The organism is Gemmatimonadales bacterium, assembly GCA_036265815.1.
Lineage (GTDB): Bacteria > Gemmatimonadota > Gemmatimonadetes > Gemmatimonadales > GWC2-71-9 > CAVVWJ01.
This window is the reverse complement of sequence record DATAOI010000102.1, coordinates 124,658-142,717: the sequence shown is the minus strand read 5'-3', so window position 1 is coordinate 142,717 and position 18,060 is coordinate 124,658. Positions and strand designations below refer to the sequence as shown.

At 68.5% G+C, this 18,060-nt stretch carries 21 protein-coding genes; 16 read left to right on the top strand and 5 right to left on the bottom strand.

Annotated elements, in window-relative coordinates:
- The 8 genes from VHR41_20095 to VHR41_20060 form a co-directional block, all read left to right on the top strand.
- Positions 1-288, top strand: a 288-nt coding sequence (locus tag VHR41_20095) for a hypothetical protein (protein HEX3236504.1), incomplete at its 5' end; no start/stop codon positions are given.
- Positions 289-445: 157 nt separating this feature from the next.
- A complete protein-coding gene (gene atpA / locus VHR41_20090) occupies positions 446-2,023 on the top strand; it encodes a F0F1 ATP synthase subunit alpha (GenBank protein ID HEX3236503.1) in 1,578 nt (525 codons plus the stop codon).
- On the top strand, positions 2,023-2,901 hold the full coding sequence (gene atpG / locus VHR41_20085; GenBank protein HEX3236502.1) for an ATP synthase F1 subunit gamma: 879 nt from the start codon (positions 2,023-2,025) through the stop codon (positions 2,899-2,901). The genes atpA and atpG overlap by 1 nt, the downstream gene beginning before the upstream one ends.
- Positions 2,902-3,075: 174 nt before the next feature.
- Positions 3,076-4,536: a F0F1 ATP synthase subunit beta gene (gene atpD, locus VHR41_20080; GenBank protein HEX3236501.1), complete on the top strand. Its 1,461-nt coding sequence runs from the start codon at positions 3,076-3,078 to the stop codon at positions 4,534-4,536.
- Positions 4,536-4,796: an ATP synthase F1 subunit epsilon gene (gene atpC, locus VHR41_20075; protein HEX3236500.1), complete on the top strand. Its 261-nt coding sequence runs from the start codon at positions 4,536-4,538 to the stop codon at positions 4,794-4,796. Before atpD ends, atpC begins: the two co-directional genes overlap by 1 nt.
- Positions 4,786-5,403 (top strand): hypothetical protein, encoded by a 618-nt coding sequence (locus tag VHR41_20070; protein ID HEX3236499.1) that lies wholly within the window; start codon positions 4,786-4,788, stop codon positions 5,401-5,403. The genes atpC and VHR41_20070 overlap by 11 nt, the downstream gene beginning before the upstream one ends.
- A gap of 142 nt (positions 5,404-5,545) precedes the next feature.
- Entirely contained in the window at positions 5,546-6,223 is a 678-nt protein-coding gene (locus VHR41_20065; protein HEX3236498.1) for a hypothetical protein, read from the top strand.
- Entirely contained in the window at positions 6,220-6,606 is a 387-nt protein-coding gene (locus tag VHR41_20060) for a hypothetical protein (GenBank protein HEX3236497.1), read from the top strand. The genes VHR41_20065 and VHR41_20060 overlap by 4 nt, the downstream gene beginning before the upstream one ends.
- Here the strand turns inward: VHR41_20060 and VHR41_20055 are convergent.
- On the bottom strand, positions 6,596-7,891 hold the full coding sequence (locus VHR41_20055) for a glycosyltransferase N-terminal domain-containing protein (GenBank protein ID HEX3236496.1): 1,296 nt from the start codon (positions 7,889-7,891) through the stop codon (positions 6,596-6,598). The two genes, VHR41_20060 and VHR41_20055, sit on opposite strands and share 11 nt — an antisense overlap.
- Positions 7,892-8,095: 204 nt before the next feature.
- On the opposite strand from VHR41_20055, the gene VHR41_20050 reads away from it, so the two are divergent.
- The 5 genes from VHR41_20050 (at position 8,096) to VHR41_20030 (ending at position 11,711) form a co-directional block, all read left to right on the top strand.
- Entirely contained in the window at positions 8,096-8,584 is a 489-nt protein-coding gene (locus VHR41_20050) for a hypothetical protein (protein HEX3236495.1), read from the top strand.
- Positions 8,585-8,613: 29 nt separating this feature from the next.
- Entirely contained in the window at positions 8,614-9,165 is a 552-nt protein-coding gene (locus VHR41_20045) for an RNA polymerase sigma factor (protein HEX3236494.1), read from the top strand.
- Positions 9,162-9,830 carry a hypothetical protein gene (locus VHR41_20040; protein ID HEX3236493.1) on the top strand — a complete coding sequence of 223 codons (669 nt, stop codon included), beginning with the start codon at positions 9,162-9,164 and terminating at the stop codon, positions 9,828-9,830. The genes VHR41_20045 and VHR41_20040 overlap by 4 nt, the downstream gene beginning before the upstream one ends.
- Positions 9,831-9,834: 4 nt before the next feature.
- Positions 9,835-10,713: a hypothetical protein gene (locus VHR41_20035; protein ID HEX3236492.1), complete on the top strand. Its 879-nt coding sequence runs from the start codon at positions 9,835-9,837 to the stop codon at positions 10,711-10,713.
- Positions 10,714-10,952: 239 nt separating this feature from the next.
- Entirely contained in the window at positions 10,953-11,711 is a 759-nt protein-coding gene (locus VHR41_20030) for a CPBP family glutamic-type intramembrane protease (protein ID HEX3236491.1), read from the top strand.
- A gap of 26 nt (positions 11,712-11,737) precedes the next feature.
- Here the strand turns inward: VHR41_20030 and VHR41_20025 are convergent, their stop codons facing one another.
- Together VHR41_20025 and VHR41_20020 are read right to left on the bottom strand one after the other, a co-directional pair.
- Positions 11,738-12,367: a thioredoxin domain-containing protein gene (locus tag VHR41_20025; protein HEX3236490.1), complete on the bottom strand. Its 630-nt coding sequence runs from the start codon at positions 12,365-12,367 to the stop codon at positions 11,738-11,740.
- A complete protein-coding gene (locus VHR41_20020) occupies positions 12,367-13,134 on the bottom strand; it encodes a hypothetical protein (GenBank protein HEX3236489.1) in 768 nt (255 codons plus the stop codon). Before VHR41_20020 ends, VHR41_20025 begins: the two co-directional genes overlap by 1 nt.
- Here VHR41_20020 and VHR41_20015 point away from each other — a divergent pair.
- From VHR41_20015 to VHR41_20005, 3 genes are read left to right on the top strand one after another with little or no spacing between them, the layout of a single operon-like run.
- Entirely contained in the window at positions 13,122-13,958 is an 837-nt protein-coding gene (locus tag VHR41_20015; protein HEX3236488.1) for a TPM domain-containing protein, read from the top strand. The genes VHR41_20020 and VHR41_20015 overlap by 13 nt on opposite strands.
- Positions 13,959-14,678 (top strand): hypothetical protein, encoded by a 720-nt coding sequence (locus tag VHR41_20010; GenBank protein HEX3236487.1) that lies wholly within the window; start codon positions 13,959-13,961, stop codon positions 14,676-14,678.
- Positions 14,678-15,244 carry a LemA family protein gene (locus VHR41_20005; GenBank protein HEX3236486.1) on the top strand — a complete coding sequence of 189 codons (567 nt, stop codon included), beginning with the start codon at positions 14,678-14,680 and terminating at the stop codon, positions 15,242-15,244. The genes VHR41_20010 and VHR41_20005 overlap by 1 nt, the downstream gene beginning before the upstream one ends.
- A 162-nt stretch (positions 15,245-15,406) precedes the next feature.
- On the opposite strand, the gene VHR41_20000 is transcribed toward VHR41_20005, so the two are convergent.
- Complete coding sequence (locus VHR41_20000) at positions 15,407-16,300, bottom strand: M23 family metallopeptidase (protein HEX3236485.1); 894 nt, start codon at positions 16,298-16,300, stop codon at positions 15,407-15,409.
- Positions 16,301-16,499: 199 nt separating this feature from the next.
- Positions 16,500-18,014 carry a class I tRNA ligase family protein gene (locus VHR41_19995; GenBank protein HEX3236484.1) on the bottom strand — a complete coding sequence of 505 codons (1,515 nt, stop codon included), beginning with the start codon at positions 18,012-18,014 and terminating at the stop codon, positions 16,500-16,502.
- Between the last annotated feature and the right edge of the window lie 46 nt (positions 18,015-18,060).

Here is an 18,060-nt window from a genome sequence, read left to right as displayed (position 1 = left end):
CGGCTCCGGGTGAGCCGGGAGCACCTCTCCCGCCAGTTCGGCGCCGGCGGCGCCCCCAACCTCAAGCGCGTGATCGATCTGACCCGGGTCGCCTGCGCGGCCCAGCTATTGGCCAACCCGGGCTACTCGATTCCCACCGTGGTCCGGATCCTCCATTTCGCCTCCGCCAGCCACCTGAGCGGGACCGCCCGCCGCATCGCGAACGTGCCGACCAGCGGGCTGGGCGGGCTCGGTCCCCGAGGGGTGCTGGCGGCGTTCGTCCGGGGGAACACCAGAAGCCGGATGTGACGTCTGGGTCACCCCGGCGAGCCGGGATGGTGCCCTGCGGTCGCCGCCGCCCTATCTTGTAGGGCTTCCGGGCGATACTCTTGCCCGGCTCCGCCTATTGTGATTATTTTCACAAGCCTTTCACCGACCTGAACCTTTCAGCCAGGCGTCTGACCTCATGGCCACTGACTCTATCCTTCGTCCGGGCGAACTGAAGGACATCCTGCTCCGGGAAATTGCGGCCGCCGATCTCAGCACCACCGATGTGTCCGAGGTGGGCACGGTGCTGGAGGTTCGCGACGGCGTGGCCCGCATCTACGGGCTCCAGTCCGCGATCGCGAGCGAGATGCTCGAGTTCACCGCGCAGGAGTCGGGCGACGTGGTGACCGGGCTGGTGTTGAACCTGGAGGAGGACAACGTCGGCGCCGCCATCATGGGCGACTACCTCAAGCTCAAGGAAGGCGATTCGGTGCGCCGCACCGGCCGCCTGCTCGAGGTGCCGGTGGGGCCGGCCATGCTGGGGCGGGTGGTAGACGCGCTGGGCCGGCCGGTGGACGGCCGGGGCGCCATCCAGAGCAGCAAGACCCGCCAGGTCGAGATGGTCGCGCCGGGCATCATCGTCCGGCAGCCGGTGAAGGAGCCGCTCCAGACCGGCATCAAGGCGATCGACGCGATGATCCCGATCGGCCGCGGCCAGCGGGAGCTGATCATCGGCGACCGGGGCACCGGCAAGACGGCCATCGCGGTGGACACCATCATCAACCAGAAGGGCGCCGGCGTCGTCTGCGTGTACGTGGCGATCGGCCAGAAGCGCTCCACGGTGGCCACGGTGGTGGAACGGCTCAAACAGGCCGGCTCGATGGACTATACCATCGTGGTGGTGGCCTCGGCATCGGACCCGGCGCCGCTGCAGTACATCGCGCCGTACACCGGTTGCGCCATCGCCGAGTATTTCATGTATGAGGAGGGGAAGGCCACGCTCTGCGTGTACGACGACCTCTCCAAGCAGGCGGCGGCGTACCGCCAGCTCTCGCTCATCCTGCGCCGGCCGCCCGGCCGGGAAGCCTATCCGGGCGACGTCTTCTACCTCCACAGCAGGCTGCTGGAGCGCGCCGCCAAGATCAGCGAGAATCCGGACGTGGTGAAGCTCGACACCCGGATCAAGAAGCCGGGCGGCTCGCTGACCGCGCTGCCGATCATCGAGACCCAGGCGGGCGACGTGTCGGCGTACATCCCCACCAACGTCATCTCCATCACCGACGGCCAGATCTTCCTCACCACCGATCTCTTCTACTCCAACGTGCGCCCCGCGGTGGACGCCGGCATCAGCGTAAGCCGGGTGGGCGGCAACGCGCAGATCAAGGCGATGAAGCAGGTGGCCGGGCCGCTCCGCCTCTCCCTGGCCCAGTACCGGGAGCTCGAGGCGTTCGCCCAGTTCGGCTCGGACCTCGATGCGGCCACCCAGCGGCAGCTTGCCCGGGGCGCACGGCTGGTCGAGGTGCTCAAGCAGCCCCAGTACGATCCGGTCCCGGTGGAGCGGCAGGTGGCCATCATCTACGCCGTGACCAACGGCCATCTGGATGAGGTGCAGGTCCCGCACATTCGCCAATGGGAGCGCGACTTCCTCGATTATCTCGAGGCCTCGCAGCCCGCCATCCTGACCGACATCCGCACCAAGCGGGCGCTGGACGACGATCTCACCGGCCGCCTCAAGGCCGCGATCGCCGCCTTCAAGCCGCTCTTCGTCGCCGAGTAATGGCCAAGAGCCGGCAGCTCAAAGGACGGATCCGCTCCGTCCAGAACACCAGGAAGATCACCAAGACGATGGAGCTGGTGGCCACGTCGAAGCTCAAGCGGGCGCAGGATCGGGTCGTGGCCGCCCGGCCCTACGCCGAGGCGCTGCGGCAGGTGATCTCCGATCTGATCACGGCGGAGCTGGCCGAGCGGTTCCCGCTCCTCCGCCGCCCGGCGCCGCCGGCCAAGGGTGGGCCCAAACGGGCGGCGGTGATCCTGCTGACCTCCAACCGCGGGCTGGCCGGCGGGTTCAACGCCAATCTCATCAAGGAAGCCCGCCGCCGGATCGAGGCGCTGGAGGCCGAGGGCCACACGGTCGAGCTCCACGCGATCGGCAAGAAGGGGATCGGCTTCTTCCGCTACCTGGGCCGGAAGCTCGCCGCGGAGCGGGTGGACATCGGTGACCGTCCCACCGCCGAGCATGCGGCCGAGATCGTCGAGCCGCTCATCCGGGCCTACGCCGCGGGGGAGCTGGCGAGCGTGGATCTGGTGCAGGCCCGCTTCGTGAGCGCGCTGCAGACCCCGCCCGCCACTGTGCGAATCCTCCCGGTCGAGGCGCCGGCCTCGGACAAACCCGCGCGGGACTACATCCTGGCGCCCAGTGCCGACGCGATCCTGGAGCAGCTGCTGCCGCTCTACGTGCGGAACGCGGTCTACCGCGGTTTGGTGGAGACGGCAGCGGGGGAGCACGGGGCCCGGCGCACGGCGATGAAGAATGCCACGGACAACGCAGGGGAGATCCTGGAACTGCTCAAGCGGACCTACAACCGGCAGCGACAGGCGCAGATCACCCAGGAGATCGCGGAAATCGTCGGCGGGGCAGCGGCGTTGCAGGGATAGGGCGGGGCGGAGGACGGTAAGGGCGGTAAAGACGGTAAGGACGGGAAGGGCGGGGACGATGGGAAAGATGGAGTGACGGAAAGTCGTCCGGGCGAGCATACCTTACCGCCCTTACCGTCTTTACCGCCCTTCCCGCCTCGCACCATCGATCAAACACAAACGGAGTTCAGCCACATGGCCACCGCTATCGCTACCGAGCAGCCCGGCCGAGCCGCCGAGACCCTGAAGAACGTTGGTCACGTGGTCCAGGTCATCGGGCCGGTGCTCGACGTCGAATTCGAGCCGGAGCACCTGCCGGAGATCTACAACGCGCTCATCATCGAAGACGCCACGGCGGCCGTGCCGGTGCGTCTTACCGCCGAAGTGCAGCAGCACATCGGCCGGAACCAGGTGCGCGCCGTCGCCATGAGCAGCACCGATGGGGTGACCCGCGGCATGCAGGTGACCGACACGGGCCAACCGATCACCGCCCCGGTGGGCAACGTCGCGCTGGGCCGGATCCTCAACGTGCTGGGCGAGCCGGTGGACGGCGGCGCGCCGCTGCCGCCGGACACCGAGCGGTGGCCGATCCATCGCGAGACACCCAAATTCACCGACCTCGAGCCCAAGACCGAGATCTTCGAGACCGGGATCAAGGTGGTCGACCTGATCGCCCCGTTCGTGAAGGGCGGCAAGATCGGGCTCTTCGGTGGCGCCGGGGTAGGCAAGACGGTCGTCATCCTGGAGCTGATCAACAACGTCGCCAAGGCGCACGGCGGCAAGTCGGTCTTCTCCGGTGTGGGCGAGCGGACCCGCGAGGGCAACGACCTCTACCTGGAGATGACCGAGAGCAACGTCATCAAGTCCTGCGCGCTGGTGTTCGGCCAGATGAACGAGCCGCCGGGCGCCCGGCTCCGAGTCGGCCTCACCGGCCTCACCATCGCCGAGTACTTCCGCGACGTCGAAGGCCAGGACGTGCTGCTGTTCATCGACAACATCTTCCGCTTCACCCAGGCGGGCTCCGAGGTCTCCGCGCTGCTCGGCCGGATGCCCAGCGCGGTGGGATATCAGCCGACCCTGGCCACCGAGATGGGCGACCTGCAGGAGCGGATCACCTCGACCAACAAAGGCTCGATCACCTCGGTGCAGGCGATCTACGTGCCGGCCGACGACCTGACCGACCCGGCGCCGGCCACCGCGTTCGCCCACCTCGATGCCACGGTCGTGCTCTCCCGGGCCATCTCCGAGCTGGGCATCTATCCAGCGGTCGATCCGCTGGACAGCGGCAGCCGCATCCTCGACGCGCAGTACGTCGGCGAGCGGCACTACAACGTGGCCATCGGCCTGCAGCGCACCCTGCAGCGCTACAAGAGCCTGCAGGACATCATCGCGATCCTGGGCATGGACGAGCTGAGCGAGGAGGACAAGCTGATCGTGGCCCGCGCACGGCGGCTCCAGCGCTTCCTCTCCCAGCCGTTCTTCGTCGCCGAGCAGTTCACCGGCTTCCCCGGGAAGTACGTCAAGCTGGAGGACACGATCTCCAGCTTCGAGCGCGTGCTGTCCGGCGAGTTCGACCATCTGCCGGAACAGGCGTTCTACATGGTGGGTGGGCTGGACGAAGCGGTGGAGAAAGCCAAGAAGCTGGCGAGCTCGTGATGCATGTCACGGTCATCTCCCCCGAGGCGGCTATGTTCGACGGGGAAGCGGACGCGGTGGTCGCGCCCGCCTTCGATGGAGAAGTCGGCATCCTGCCGAACCACGCGCCGTTCATGACGCTGTTGGGAGAGGGAACGCTGACCGTGCGCCAGGGGGGCACCGTCAGCCGTTTCGTGGTTCGAGGTGGGTTCCTCCAGGTCGTGGACAATCGAGTGCGGGTGGTCGCCGAACACGTACAAGGAGACGCTCATGCTGCGTAGCTGCTGCGTTGGGTTCCTCGTGGTGGCCCTGCTGGCGGGAGCCGCGAGCACGTCGTCCGCGCAGGAAACCGGCACGCCGGTGTTCAAGGCGCCGTACCGGACATTCACCACTCATGAGCTGGGCGCGTCGTTCTCCGATCCGGGTGAGGGCGTGAGCTTTGCGCTGGAGGGGTTCTACCGCTACGGGCATGGGCCCTACGATCTCAGCATCCGGGGCGGCTTCGAGGACCTCAACGGGTCCGCCGGCACCCGCTACCTGATCGGTGGGGACCTCCGCACCCAGATCCTCACCTACAGCGAGAGCTTTCCGCTGGACGGTGCGCTGACCCTGGGCATCGGCGCTAATGTGGGCGACGGCAACGACGCCTACTACATCCCGATCGGCATCAGCCTGGGCCGGCGGTTCAATCTCGAGGGCTCCAACACCACCTTCGTGCCCTACGTCCACCCGGTCCTGGTGCCGAGGTTCGGCGGTGGCGACAGCGACGTGGACGCGGCCCTCGGGCTCGGGGTGGACGTCCGGTTCAGCGAGGATCTCGCACTCAGGGTGAGCGGCGGCATCGGCGATATCGAGGGCGTGGCCATCTCGTTGGCCTACATCCGCTGACCCTTCCGGCGGCGCTCGGGCGCCCGGCCGCACCCCGCTGCGGCCGGGCGCTTTTGTGTTGACTTCCCTCCGAGCGTCCGAGTAGCTTCCCCGGCCGTTCGGACCCCACAGGCGGCATCCCGCATTTCCTGGAGGGAAACGCATGAGGCAATCGATGTGCGCGGCCGTCCTGACCCTGGTGATTTCGGTCGGCACGACCGTGGACGCCTCGCCCGCCTGGGCCCAGGTGCTGGGGATCCCGGTGTACAACAGCGGCATCGCGCGCGGGATCGGGCTCTACGGGGACGTGGGCTTTCCCAATGCGGATGCCGGGAAAGGCACGGCGCTCGCTCTCACCGGGCGTGCGGGATTCGGGCTGCTCGGCGTCACCGCTATAGTCTCCACCTTCAATCCGGACGGGCCTGCCGGCAGCGTGACCTCGGTCGGGGCCACCGGCAACTTCCGGGTATTCGGCGGGCCACTGGTGCCGCTCAGCGTGACCCTGCAGGGCGGCGTGGGCTATGCGAAGCCGGACGGCCTGCTCCCCAGCGACGAGGTTTCGGTGCTGCACTTTCCGGTGGGGGTCGGCTTCGCGCTCACCATTCCCAACCCGGTGCTCGCCATCAAGCCGTGGCTGGCGCCTCGGGTGGATGTCACCCGGACCAAGCTCAACGGCGCCTCGGACACCGAGACCAAGTTCGCCCTGAGCGGTGGGCTGGAGTTCAATCTGTTGAGCGGGCTCGGCCTCCAGGCCGCCTACGATTACCGCACCGGCGGATCCAGTCATCCGGGCGTGTTCGGCCTCGGGGCCCATTATACGTTCCGGGTTCCCGGACTGTGAGCGCCCGTCCGGGCCACCTCTCGCTCCACGCATCCATTGCAGTTGCCCTTCTGCTCTCCACCCTCCCTCTGGGAGGCTGCGCCCAGACCTTCGACGCCAGCACGCTCGGCGTGCCCGCCACCCTGGCCTCCGCGGCCGCCAAGCCAGCCCAGGGTGAGCGCTTCACGCTGACCAGCAAGGCGGTGTTCGGACTCTGGGGGATCGCCCGCCTCAAGCAGCCATCGCTCCGGAAGGCGTTGGCCGGCCAGCTCGGCGGTGGCGGCGGGCTGGCGGACGTCAGGATCCGGGTCCGCAGCCGGTTCTCCGATCTGCTGATCACCCTGCTCACCGGCGGCCTCATCGTGCCGCGATCGGTGACGTTCGAGGGCGTGGTCACGAAATAATCTCCGCCAGCCATTCGGCTGCGTGCCGGGCGGCGCCCAACCCTCTGGTCACGGTCTCGCCCGCGCGGCGGCCCTGCGCCTCACGCGCCGCCCCGTCCGCCATCCAGCCCTCCCAGACTCGCGCCAGCTCCACGCCGGCGGCAGCCACGCTCCGGCTGCCGAGCGCGATGGCGGCGCGGTCGTGCAGGAGCAGCTCCGCGTCTCGGCTCTGCTGCCAGCGCGGGCCGAAGGCCACCGGCAGATCCCACGCCGCGGGCTCGAGCACCGAATGCAGCCCGGCTCGCCCGAACCCGCCTCCAACGTAGGCCATCGTTCCGGCACCGTAGAGCGTGGAGAGCATGCCGACTCGATCCACCAGCAGCAGCGGCACCGGCCCGTCGGCGTCGCTCAGCCGGGTAGGGAAGGGAAGTCCGGCGCGCTCCACCGTGCGCTCCACCGCCGCAAGGTGAGCCGGCGTCGGCTCGTGGGGCACCAGGATGAGGCGCGCGTCTCCGCGGTGGGCGCGAACCGCGGCAAAGGCGGCGAGCAGCACTGCCTCGTCCGGCGCCCAGGTGGAGCCCGCTACCAGGGTCGGGGCCTCTCGGCCGAAGCGCAGCAGCGGATCGTCCGGCGCGACGCCGGCCACTCGGGCCGCCGCGCTGTCGAACCGAGGGTCGCCCAACACGCGGATCCGCTCCTCCGGCACGCCGAGCCGCGCCAGCCGTTCTCCGTCCTCGCGGGAGATGGCGGCTGCGGCGCGAACCACGGCATAGCCTGGCGCCAACAGCGACCGGGCCGGCCAGCGGAGCCGCCCGCTGCCCCGGCTCACCGTGCCCGCTACAATGGCCACCGGAATCCGCCGCGCAGCGGCCCCCAGGGCGAGCTCGGGCCACAGGTCCAGCTTGGAGAACACCAGGAGGGTCGGAGCGAGCGCCGCCAGCAGGCGGTCGACTTCGCGGGGCAGATCGTATGGCAGGTAATCGGCGACGTCGACGGGAAGGCGCCGTGCCAGGCCGGCCGCCGAAGGACTGAAGTGGGTATAGACGACCTGGCAGTCGGGCCGCATGCGCCGGAGCTCCAGCAGGACGCTTTCCGCCTGGAGCCCCTCACCAACCGAAGACGCGTGGAACCAGACGAGGGGGCGGCCGCGGTCCCGTCCGGTGCGCGCCCACTCGCTCAGCCGCGCTGGGGCCGCCCGGCGTCCCCGGTGGCCGGTCCGCAGCTTATCGTCGAACAGCCCGGCGATAGAACCCAGGGCGACCCCCAGCCGAACCGCGGCCCGGTAGCCGGGCGCTGTGGATGGCATCGCGGCAATGTCGTGGTGGGGTGGCGGAAGGTCAATTGCCCGCGACGGACTGGGGCTGCCGGCGTGGGGCTGCCGGCGGATCGGGAGATGGAATTACAATTGATCGCCCGATTGGAGGCGCCACCAGGGCGCGTAAGCAAATCGGGGCCTGTGATCATCTAATCGGTTGAGTCAGCGATTATGCCTCAATCAATTGGAGGATCTATGACCACTCGCGCTCTGCTTCCCGCAACGCTGTTGGCGTTAGGTATGGCGACGGCAGCCTTCACCGCTCCAGCTGTCGTAGAGTGGCCGCCCTGGCTTTCGATCGAGTCGCCGGTCAATCCGTTCGATCCCACGTCGCGCGGTGCCGTGCTCCTGGTCCATGCCGTCTTTCGCGAGGGCCAGGTTCAGCTCTCTGACCTCAGCGGCACCGCCGAGGGAATGGTCGACGGATCCAGGCGCAGCATCACCCTTCGCTTCGACACCACCGGGCGTCCGGGCGTGTTCGCCGTCCGGCGTCAATGGCCGAGCGACGGGGCCTGGCTGCTTCGAATCGCGTTGCAACACACGACCGCGATCGTGACGTTCGATCGCAGCGGCAGTGTCGCGTCGGTCCGCGTGCCCACCGAGCTCGCGTCGGGCAATCCGATACCTCGTCCCGTCGCCCCCAGAGAGATCGATTCCACGCTGGCCCAAGCGGCAACGCGGTAACCCATCAACCCCGGCAGATGAACCCTCGCGTGCGGGGAGCGATCGAGGCGGTGGCGACGGTGAGCGGCGTCGACAACGTCGTTCGCCGGGCCCAGCAGGGCGACGTGGAGGCGTTCGAGGGACTGTATCGTGCGCACTCGGCCGCCATCTACGCGCTCTGCCGTCGCATGGTCGGGACCGATAGGGAGGCGCTGGATCTGGTACAGGACATCTTCGTTCGGGCCTGGGAGCGCCTCACGACGTTCCGCGGCCAAAGCTCGCTGGCAACGTGGCTGCATCGGCTCGGGGTGAACGTCGTCCTCGAGCACCTCCGCTCCGCGAAGCGCGATGCGTCACGGTTCATCGAGGGCGACGACACCACGTTTGGTGGCCGCTCGCCCGCCGGCCAGGTGGACGCCCGCATCGACCTCCACGCGGCCCTCGTGCGACTCCCGGGCGGCGCACGCGCGGTATTCGTACTGCACGACATCGAAGGCTACTCCCACGAGGAGATCGCACAGATGACCGGCATCGCGCCGGGAACGGCCCGCGCGCAGTTGTGGCGCGCTCGCCGCGCGCTCCTGAGGCTCCTCGATCTATGACGGACGCAGGATCGCATCTCAGCGAGGAGCAACGGCACGCCCTTGCCGACGGCTCGGTGCGGCTCGAGCAGCTCCCGACCATCGAGGCACACCTGCGCGGCTGCGCGGCTTGTGTCGCCGATATCACCCGTATCAGAACGCTCCTCACGCGCGTCCACGGCGCGCCGACCCCGGTCCTGCCACCGCTCGATGAGCTATGGCCGTCGATCCGCACGCGGATCGAGGCGAGCAAGGTCATTCCGCTGCCGCCCCAGGCGCTGCGACTCGGGGGTCGGCGACGGGTACCCCGTCTCGCACTCGCGGTCGGGATGGCGGCAGCGCTGGTGGTCGCCGTCATCGCCGTCGGCCTCCGCACCAGTGCGCGACGCCCGGCGCCCGGGGCACGGACTCAAGCCACGGCATCGCTCATCGCCGTGGCCGATTCGGCGCAGGCGTACGAGGAGGAGGCGCAAACGCTGCTCAATCAGCTCGAGCTGCGACGCGCGATGTTGCGCCCCGAAGCCGTCGTCGCGATTGACCACGACTTGCGGGTCGTCGATGCGGCCATCGCCGAGCTCAAGGAGGCGATTGCTCGCGATCCAGGTAACCCCGCATTGCGACGCCTACTGGCAGCCTCCTACCGGCAGAAGGTGGACGTCCTCAAGCGCGTCGGGAACGCGGGTTGACGCCATGACAGGCCCATTCGTGTCGGCGATACTGCTTCTGGTTGCGGTACCGAGCGCGGTGGGCGCGCAGGCCGGGGCAAGCGATGGCCCCGTGCTTCGTGCCCGCCACGCTTCTCCGGCGCCGCTGGTCAAGATGTTCAACGCCGCCGGCTCGGTCCGACTGGTGGGCTGGGATCGGGACTCGCTCCTCATCCGCGGGCGAGTCGCCAAGGGCGAGGCCTTGTACCTCTCCGGCAACGACTCGCTGATGAAGCTCGGCATCGAGGATCGGAATGATGGCAAACCGATGGCGGACTCCGACCTGCTGGTGTACTTGCCCCGAGGGAGTCAGGTCTCGCTCAAGACGGTCACTGGCGACATTACCGCCAGCGACGTGTCCGGGTGGTTCTATACGGTGTCTGGCGGTGTGCGTCTCAATGGAGCGGCAACCACGATCGAGGTGCAGGCGATGAGCGGCAACGTCGATCTCGATGTCGCGACCCCCTGGGTGCGGGCGCGAACCGGCGACGGCAATCTGCTCGTCCGTGGCGATCCGCAGGACGTCGATGCGGCGACGATCGGCGGGACGCTCAGCATCGCGAGCTCGGCGATTCTGCGCGGACAGTTCGGCTCGGTATCGGGCGACGTGCATTACGCCGGTGCGCCGGCCGCCGGTGCGATCTTTGATTTCTCCAGTCACAGCGGGGCAATCGATCTGCTGCTCGCGCGGTCGGTATCCGGCGTATTTGCGTTGTCGAGCGTCGTCGGGGCCATCGAGAACGGCTTCGCCGAGGCTCGGCCGATCGCCGCGACACCGCACTCGATTCGGTTGAGCCTCGGGCGTGGCGGGGCGCAGGTGGCGGCGCGCACGTTCAAAGGCACGATTCGCCTTCGTCCTCAGTAGCCGGGTCGCCGCCCCGCACGGGCCGGGTCGATTGGCAGGCTCGCCCGGGGGTTGCACGTGGAGCGGGAGTGGAGATAAAATTCATCCTGGCATTCCATGTTCCACCTGCAACCGAGGGAGGTGATCCATTGTCTACAGAGTCAAGGGTCGCCTGCGGACGCTAGACAGCGCTGCACGCTGAGACCCGGGCGACACTTCGAACCTGGGGGGGCCGCTGACCGCGGCCCCTTTTTTTGACCATGCCCTCCGTCCTTCGCGACTACTGGCGCGCCTCCCGCGCGCCGCGCTACAGCCTGACGTTCGCCCTTCCCCTGCTGGTGGCCTACGAGGCGCTGGCGTTCACGCTCTCGCACGACGCGCTGATCGGCGTGCGGAACGGGGCGGACGTGCTGCTCAAGAGTCTCTTCCTCACGCTCGGCGGGAGGAACGGTCTCGTGGTGTTCGGGGCGCTGCTGGTGGGCACCGGCGCGGCGCTGGTGTGGCGCGATCGGAGGACGTCCGGCCCGGTCGACGGCCGGGTGTTCTGCTGGATGGCGCTCGAATCGGTGGGCTATGCGCTGGTGTTCGGGATCGTCGTCGGGAGACTCACCGCCGTGCTGCTGCACGGGCTGGCCCTCACCGCGCCGGCGCTCCGGCTCGGCGGAGTGACCCAGCTCGGGTTGGCCACCCAGCTCATGATCTCCCTGGGCGCCGGGATCTACGAGGAGCTGCTTTTCCGCGTGCTGATCGTCGGCACACTCGCCGCGCTGGCCCGGCGCGGCTTCGGCTGGAGTGCGGGCGCGGCTGGGGTCTTCGCCACCCTGGCCGGTGCCCTGATCTTCTCCGCCTTCCACTACATCGGGCCCTACGGCGAGCGGCTCGAGCTCGGCTCATTCGCCTTCCGGGCCATCGCGGGAGTGGTGTTCAGCGGGATGTACCTGCTGCGCGGCTTCGGGATCACCGCGTGGACCCACGCGCTGTATGACGTCTTCCTCGCGCTGGCGGGCTCGGTAGCCTGATGACGGTCAGGTGAGCTCACGTCCATTCATTTTCGCCCGGCCGCTCCGGTCTTGCTGGCGATCACGGAATCGAGCACCTGCCGGAAGACCGGGAGCGGCTGGGCACCTACCAAGAGACCGCCCTCGATATAGAACGTCGGCGTGCTCCCCGCGCCAGTCCGGCTGGCCCCCTCTGCGTCGGCCCGGACTTCCTCATCGGTCGACGCTGCCTTGGCGCACGCGAGCAGCGCCGGCTTGGAGAGGTGGGCCGAGTCGGCCAGCGAGAGCAGAAACGCCGCCGGCTCCTTGAGCGGCGCCCAGACATCCTGGTGGCGATAGAGCAGGTCGTGCACCGGCCAGAATTTGTCCTGCTTGGCAGCGCAGAGCGCGATCTCCGCCGCCGCGACGGCGTTCTGATGGATGCTGGTCAGGGGGAAGTTGACGAAGGCCCAACGCACCTTCCCCGTCGTGACGTAGGCCGAATCGAGGGCCGGAAACGTTTCCAGCGCGAACTGCCGGCAGTAGGGGCACTGGAAATCCGACATCTCGTACACCGTCACCGGCGCCTTGGGCGACCCTTTGACCCGGCCGGCCAGTGGATCGGGCTGAGCCGCCTGGCCCGCGAGGTGGGCGAGCGGGACGCACGCCAGGAGCACGATGCCAAGGAGTGTCCTCATCAGTAACGCGGCTGCCGCCGGCCGGTCCGGCTGGAGAGCAGCAGCGTGTCCCCGGTCAGCGGCACATTCCAGTACCACTCGGCATTGGGATCGGTGGCGTCCCACGAGCGGGCGTAGATCCACCAGCGTCCCGGCTCGAGCCGCAGGCGCGCCCACCCGTCCGAGCGGGTGGTGTCGGTCACCGGCTCGCGGTGCTGCCTGAGCGCCAGGTTATGCACGATGCTGTCGTACCCTCGGTAGGTGCTATCTTCCCAACTGCGGACCTCGGCCCGAAGGCTCTCGCTTCGGGCAACGAAACCGGCGCGGGCCCGGTCCAGCGCCCCCCGTGCGGTCTCCGCCGCCGCCTGAGCCACCTTGAGCGAGTCGGAGAGCCGCCCGAAGCGGGCGTAGGCCGTCGCGTACTCCGGTGCATTCCGGGGCAGCGAATCGAGCGCGGCCTTCATCTCCGCCACGGAATCGCGCAGCTTGCCCACTCGGAAGGTTGCGGCGGAATAGGTGTTGAACGGCCCGCGAAAGTCTCGGAAGAGCGAGTCGAGCGCCGCCACATGGGGCCGTGACGAGTGCGCCGCCGCCTCCAGGCTCTTGAGCACGCTGTCCCGATCGTAGGGCAAGGCGACGAGGCCCACGCCGGTCACCGGGGTCTCCATGGAGTCGGGCCCCGGAATCGAGACGCGGACGGCCACGTCGCGCGGCCGCCCGCAGGCGACGACGGCGAGACCGAGTAGCAGCGGGTGGGTCAACTTCCGGAGTGCATTTGAGAGGAACACGAGCCAAAGCTATCGCCCTCCTGGCAGTGCTACAACTGACGGCCTCGCTGGCGGCCGCCCAGCGCCCCGGGATCGACCGCCTCTTTCCGGCCGAGCCCGTGGGGTACGTGAACGACTTCGCTACCGTCGTCGATGCTGGGTCCGCCGCCGCCATGGAGGACCTGATCACCCGGCTTCGGAACGCGGCCGGCGCCGAGCTGGCGGTGGTCACCCTTCCCACGATCGAGGACTACGCTCCCAGCGACGTCGGAGTCGCCATCATCCGCCGCTGGGGGATCGGTGCCAAGGCGGAGGTGGGCGACGTCAGGCGCAACGCGGGGCTGGTGCTGCTGCTGGTGCCCCGCAAGGAGGGAGTGGCCAACTCGGGCAAGGTCTACGTCGCCGTGGGGCAGGGGCTGGAAGGCATCGTGACCGATGCCGAAGCCGGCCAGGTGAGCGACCTGATGCTGCCGGAGCTGCGCGAGGGCAAGTACGGTCCCGGGCTGCTGACCGGCACGCGCGCGCTGGTGGCGCGCATCGCGCAGGCGTACGGCGTGACCGACTCGAGTCTGGCCACCTCGCCCACTGGCGGACCACCGGCCGTATCGGTGGCTCCGCGATCACTGCTTCGCGCGCTCTTCCCGATCATCCTCTTCCTCCTGTTCATGCTGCTGAGCGGCCGGGGTCGGCGCCGAAGGGGCGGGATATATTGGGGAGGTCCTTGGATCGGTGGCGGCTGGGGTGGCGGTGGTGGATTCGGGGGCGGTGGCTTCGGTGGAGGGGGCTTCGGTGGCTTCGGTGGTGGCGGCGGAGCCAGCGGCGGTGGCGCCGGAAGGAGCTTCTAGGTGGACGATGCGGTCGAGAAGGTGATCACCCCGTTCCTGGCCGAGGCCGACCTGGCCCTTGGTCCGGCGTACAGCGCGGTGCTGTACGGCTCGGCCGCGCGGGGGGACTTCGTTCCCGGCCGCTCGGATATCAATCTGATGCTGGTGGTGGACCAGCTCTCTCCGACCACCCTCGCAACGCTCCGGCGCGCCTACGACCGCTGGCGCAAGTCCCGGTACGACCCGCCGTTGCTCATCAGCCGCGCCGAATGGGCCCGGGCCACCGACGTGTTCCCCCTGGAGATCACCGACATGCGTGCGGCCTACCGGGTGTTGCGGGGGTTGGACCCCCTGGCGGCGCTCGAGATCGACCGGTCGGACCTCCGCCGCGCGCTCGAGCGGGAGTTCCGTGGGAAGCTGCTGCGGCTTCGTCAGGGCTACGTGGCCGCCTCCACCGATCCCCAGGCCCTGGGTACGCTCGCGGGGCAGAGCGCGGCCACCATCATGGTGCTGCTGCGGGGCCTGCTCCACCTGCTGGGCCGCCCGGTTCCCACTGGTCCGCTCGAGCTCGCCGGAGCGGCCGCGGCCGCCGCTGGCCTCGAGCCGGACCAGCTGCTGCATGTCTTCCGCCACCGGGCGGAGCGTGGCTGGCGCTGTGCCCCCGCCGAGTTCGAGCGCTACATGGAGGCGGTGGCGCAGGCGGCGCGATACGTGGACCAACTTCAGCTCGGAGATCAGTGATGAAGCGCTCGTCGTTCTTGGCCTTGCCGCTCCTCGCCCTGACGCTGTTCTCGGCCGGCTGCGGGTACAATCAGATTCAGACGCTGGACGAGCGGGTCAATCAGGCGCAGGGGCAAATCCAGACCCAGCTCCAGCGCCGGGCGGACCTGATTCCCAATCTGGTGAACACGGTGAAGGGGGTCACCAAGCAGGAGGACACCGTGTTCATCTCGATCGCCAATGCGCGATCCCGCCTCGGGGGGGCGATCCAGGCCGGCAACGTGCCCGAGATGGCTGCCGCCAACGCCCAGCTCACCCAGGGCCTGGGCCGGCTGCTGGCGATCTCGGAGAATTACCCGACACTGCGTTCGCAGGAAAACTTCCGCCAGCTGCAGGACCAGCTGGAGGGCACCGAGAACCGGATCTCGGTGGCCCGACAGGATTACAACGCCGCGGTCGGCGAATACAACGCCTATATCCGGCGCTTTCCAAATAATCTGACGGCCAAGGTGTTTGGATTTGGTAAGCCGCGCGAGTACTTCGAGGCCGCCGCGGGCGCGACGGAAGCGCCGAAGGTGCAGTTCTAGGGCGGCGGGAAGGGCGGTAAGGACGGGAAGGACTAAGGACGGCAAGCATAAAGGAGAGGACGGCGGGTCGTTCCGAGACGACCTTCCGTCCTCTCACTCCTTACCGCCCTTACCGTCTTTCCCGTCCTTACCGTCTTTCCCCGCCTTTCCCGCCGCCCTCCCCTAGTCCGTCACCACGTGCTCCGGCAGCACGTACTTGAGCGGATCCACCGGCCGGCCGTTCACGTGCACCTCGTAGTGCAGGTGGGGACCAGTGGCCAGTCCGGTATTGCCCACCAGGGCGATGCGCTGACCGCGGGACACCCGCTGTCCGGTCTTGACCAGCAGCTTCGAGGCGTGGGCGAACTTGGTGACGATGCCGTAACCGTGATCGATGGTGACGGTGTTGCCGTAGCCCGACTCCCAGCCGGCATCGGTCACCACGCCAGCCGCCGGGGCCTCGATGGGGCTCCCCATCGGCGCGGTGACGTCGATGCCCTCGTGCGGACGCATGATGTGGAGGATCGGGTGTTCCCGCATCGAGGCGAAGGCGCTGGTGAGCCAACCCTGGGTCGGCATGATCGACGGCGTCGCGGCCAGGCGTTGCGCATGGCCGGCCAGGCTGTCGGTGGCCTCTTTGTAGGATGAGGCCAGGAGATTGGCCCGGCGGATCAATCCGTCCAGATCGACCCTGATCCCGTCGGAGGTCCGCGGCGCCACCGTCGGCCCGCCGATGCCGGCCGCCTGCACCTGCGGATCGATCGGCTCGAGGTTGGCGAGGACCCGGACACGCGCGTCCCGCTGGGAAATCCGGAGGAGGGTGTCGGAGAGGCCGGCGAGCCGGCCGTGTAATTCACCCAGCTCCCGGGCCAGGACGGCGTTCTCGTGCTGCAGCCGACTCGACCGGGTGAGATCGGCGCTGCGTGAGACGGTGACGTACCCGACCAACAGGACCGCCACCAGAGCCATGCCCGCGCCACCGGCCGCCATCTTGAGCACGCTGTAGGAGACCTCGAGAATCTTCGAGGGCTCCGACCCATGCGGCACCAGAACGACGGTCCAGCGGCGTTTGGCCATCCAGTGTCACCTCACGTGTAGACCCGGAAGCGTGTTCCACTATCCGCACGACTAATCTGTATCGAGCCACCGCACCGAGGAGTGACAGAAGTCACGCGGCTTCCCCGCAAGGTGGGCCGTCATCGGATCCATGTCAAGAGTGCGGGGAGCGGATAACTCTTTGACTGTCAAATAGTTTTGTCTCCCGAATCGGTAACTGCTACACGACGGCGGGCTTGGGAAACAGGTTCTCGGGCTTGACAGTGGCCCGGCCCGCCACGGGCGGCGAGGCGAGACTGTCCCAGGGCACGCGCGCGGCCTCCCCCTCGAGGCCCAACGAGTGCCACAGAAGCTGTGATTTCCCCGGGACAAAGGGGCTGCCGAGCACGGCCAGCCGATAGAGCACCCGTGCCAGGGCGCCCAGGCACGCATCCAGCTCGGCGTCCTCGCCCTGCTTGGCGAGACTCCATGGCGCGGTCTGCTGGATGAACAGGTTGGCGGTGGCCACCAGCTCCCAGGCGGCCTCCGCGCCGCCCCGAAGATCCAAGGCGTCCATGGCGCTGGCGTAGGCCCGCACGGTCTCCCGGCCGGCTTCGTCCAGCGACGAATCGGCCACACCCGCAGGCACCAGACCATTCCGATATTTCGCGAGCATGGCCAGGGAGCGGGAGGCGAGGTTGCCCAGGCCATCGGCGAGATCCGAGGTGTAGCGCTCGTCGAAACGCTCCCAGGTGAAGTTACCGTCGCTCTCGAACCCGACCTCCCGCAGCAGGAAATAGCGCAGCGCGTCGGGGCCGTGCCGGTCGATCGTCTCGTCCAGCGTCACCGCCGTCCCCTCGGACTTGGACATCTTGGTGCCTTCCCACTGGACGTAGCCGTGGGCCCACACCTGGCGGGGCAGCTCGATGCCCGCGCTCAGCAGCATCGCCGGCCAGATGATGCAGTGGAACCGGGTGATTCCCTTGCCGACCACGTGCAGGTCGGCGGGCCAGAGACGGCCGTAGCCCGGCTCGGGGTAGCCTGTCGCCGAGAGATAATTGATCAAGGCGTCGAACCAGACGTACACCGTTTGGTCCGGATCGCCGGGGAAGGGGATGCCCCAGGCCTGCCGGTTTCGCGACACTGAGATGTCCTGCAGCCCGTCCTCCAGCAGCCGCACCACTTCGTTCCGGCGGATGGCCGGCTCCACCCGGAACTCCCCCGAGCCGATGAGCGCCAGCAACTGGTCGCGGTAGCGGCTCAGCCGGAAGAAATGGTTCCGCTCCTTGGTGGGAATCAGCTCCCGGGTGGGATGCTCGATGCAGCGGCCGTTCACTATCTGCGACGGTTGCTTGAACTCCTCGCAGCCGATGCAGTAGAGCCCCTCGTATTCGCCCACGAAGAGATCGTCCGGATTGCGTTCCGCGATGCGCTCGAGCAGCGCGGCGACCGTGCGATGGTGCCGTGGCTCGGTGGTCCGGATCCAGTCGTCGTTGCTGCACTCCAGACGCTGCCAGAAGCCTTCGAACCGCTCCGCCATCCGGTCGACCCAGGCCTTGGGTGCGACGGCGTGCTCCTGGGCGGCCTGGAGCACCGCCTGGGAGTGCTCGTCCATGCCCATGAGGAAATGGACGTCGTCTCCCCGGAGCCGCCGGTAGCGCGCGATGCAGTCGGCGCCCACCTTCTCCAGAGCGTGACCCAGGTGGGGATCGCCATTGGAGTAGTCGATGGCGGTGGTGAGGTAAAACTTCGGCACTGGCGGACTCCTTTCCGGACCGACCCGGCCAGATGCAGCCAGGTCA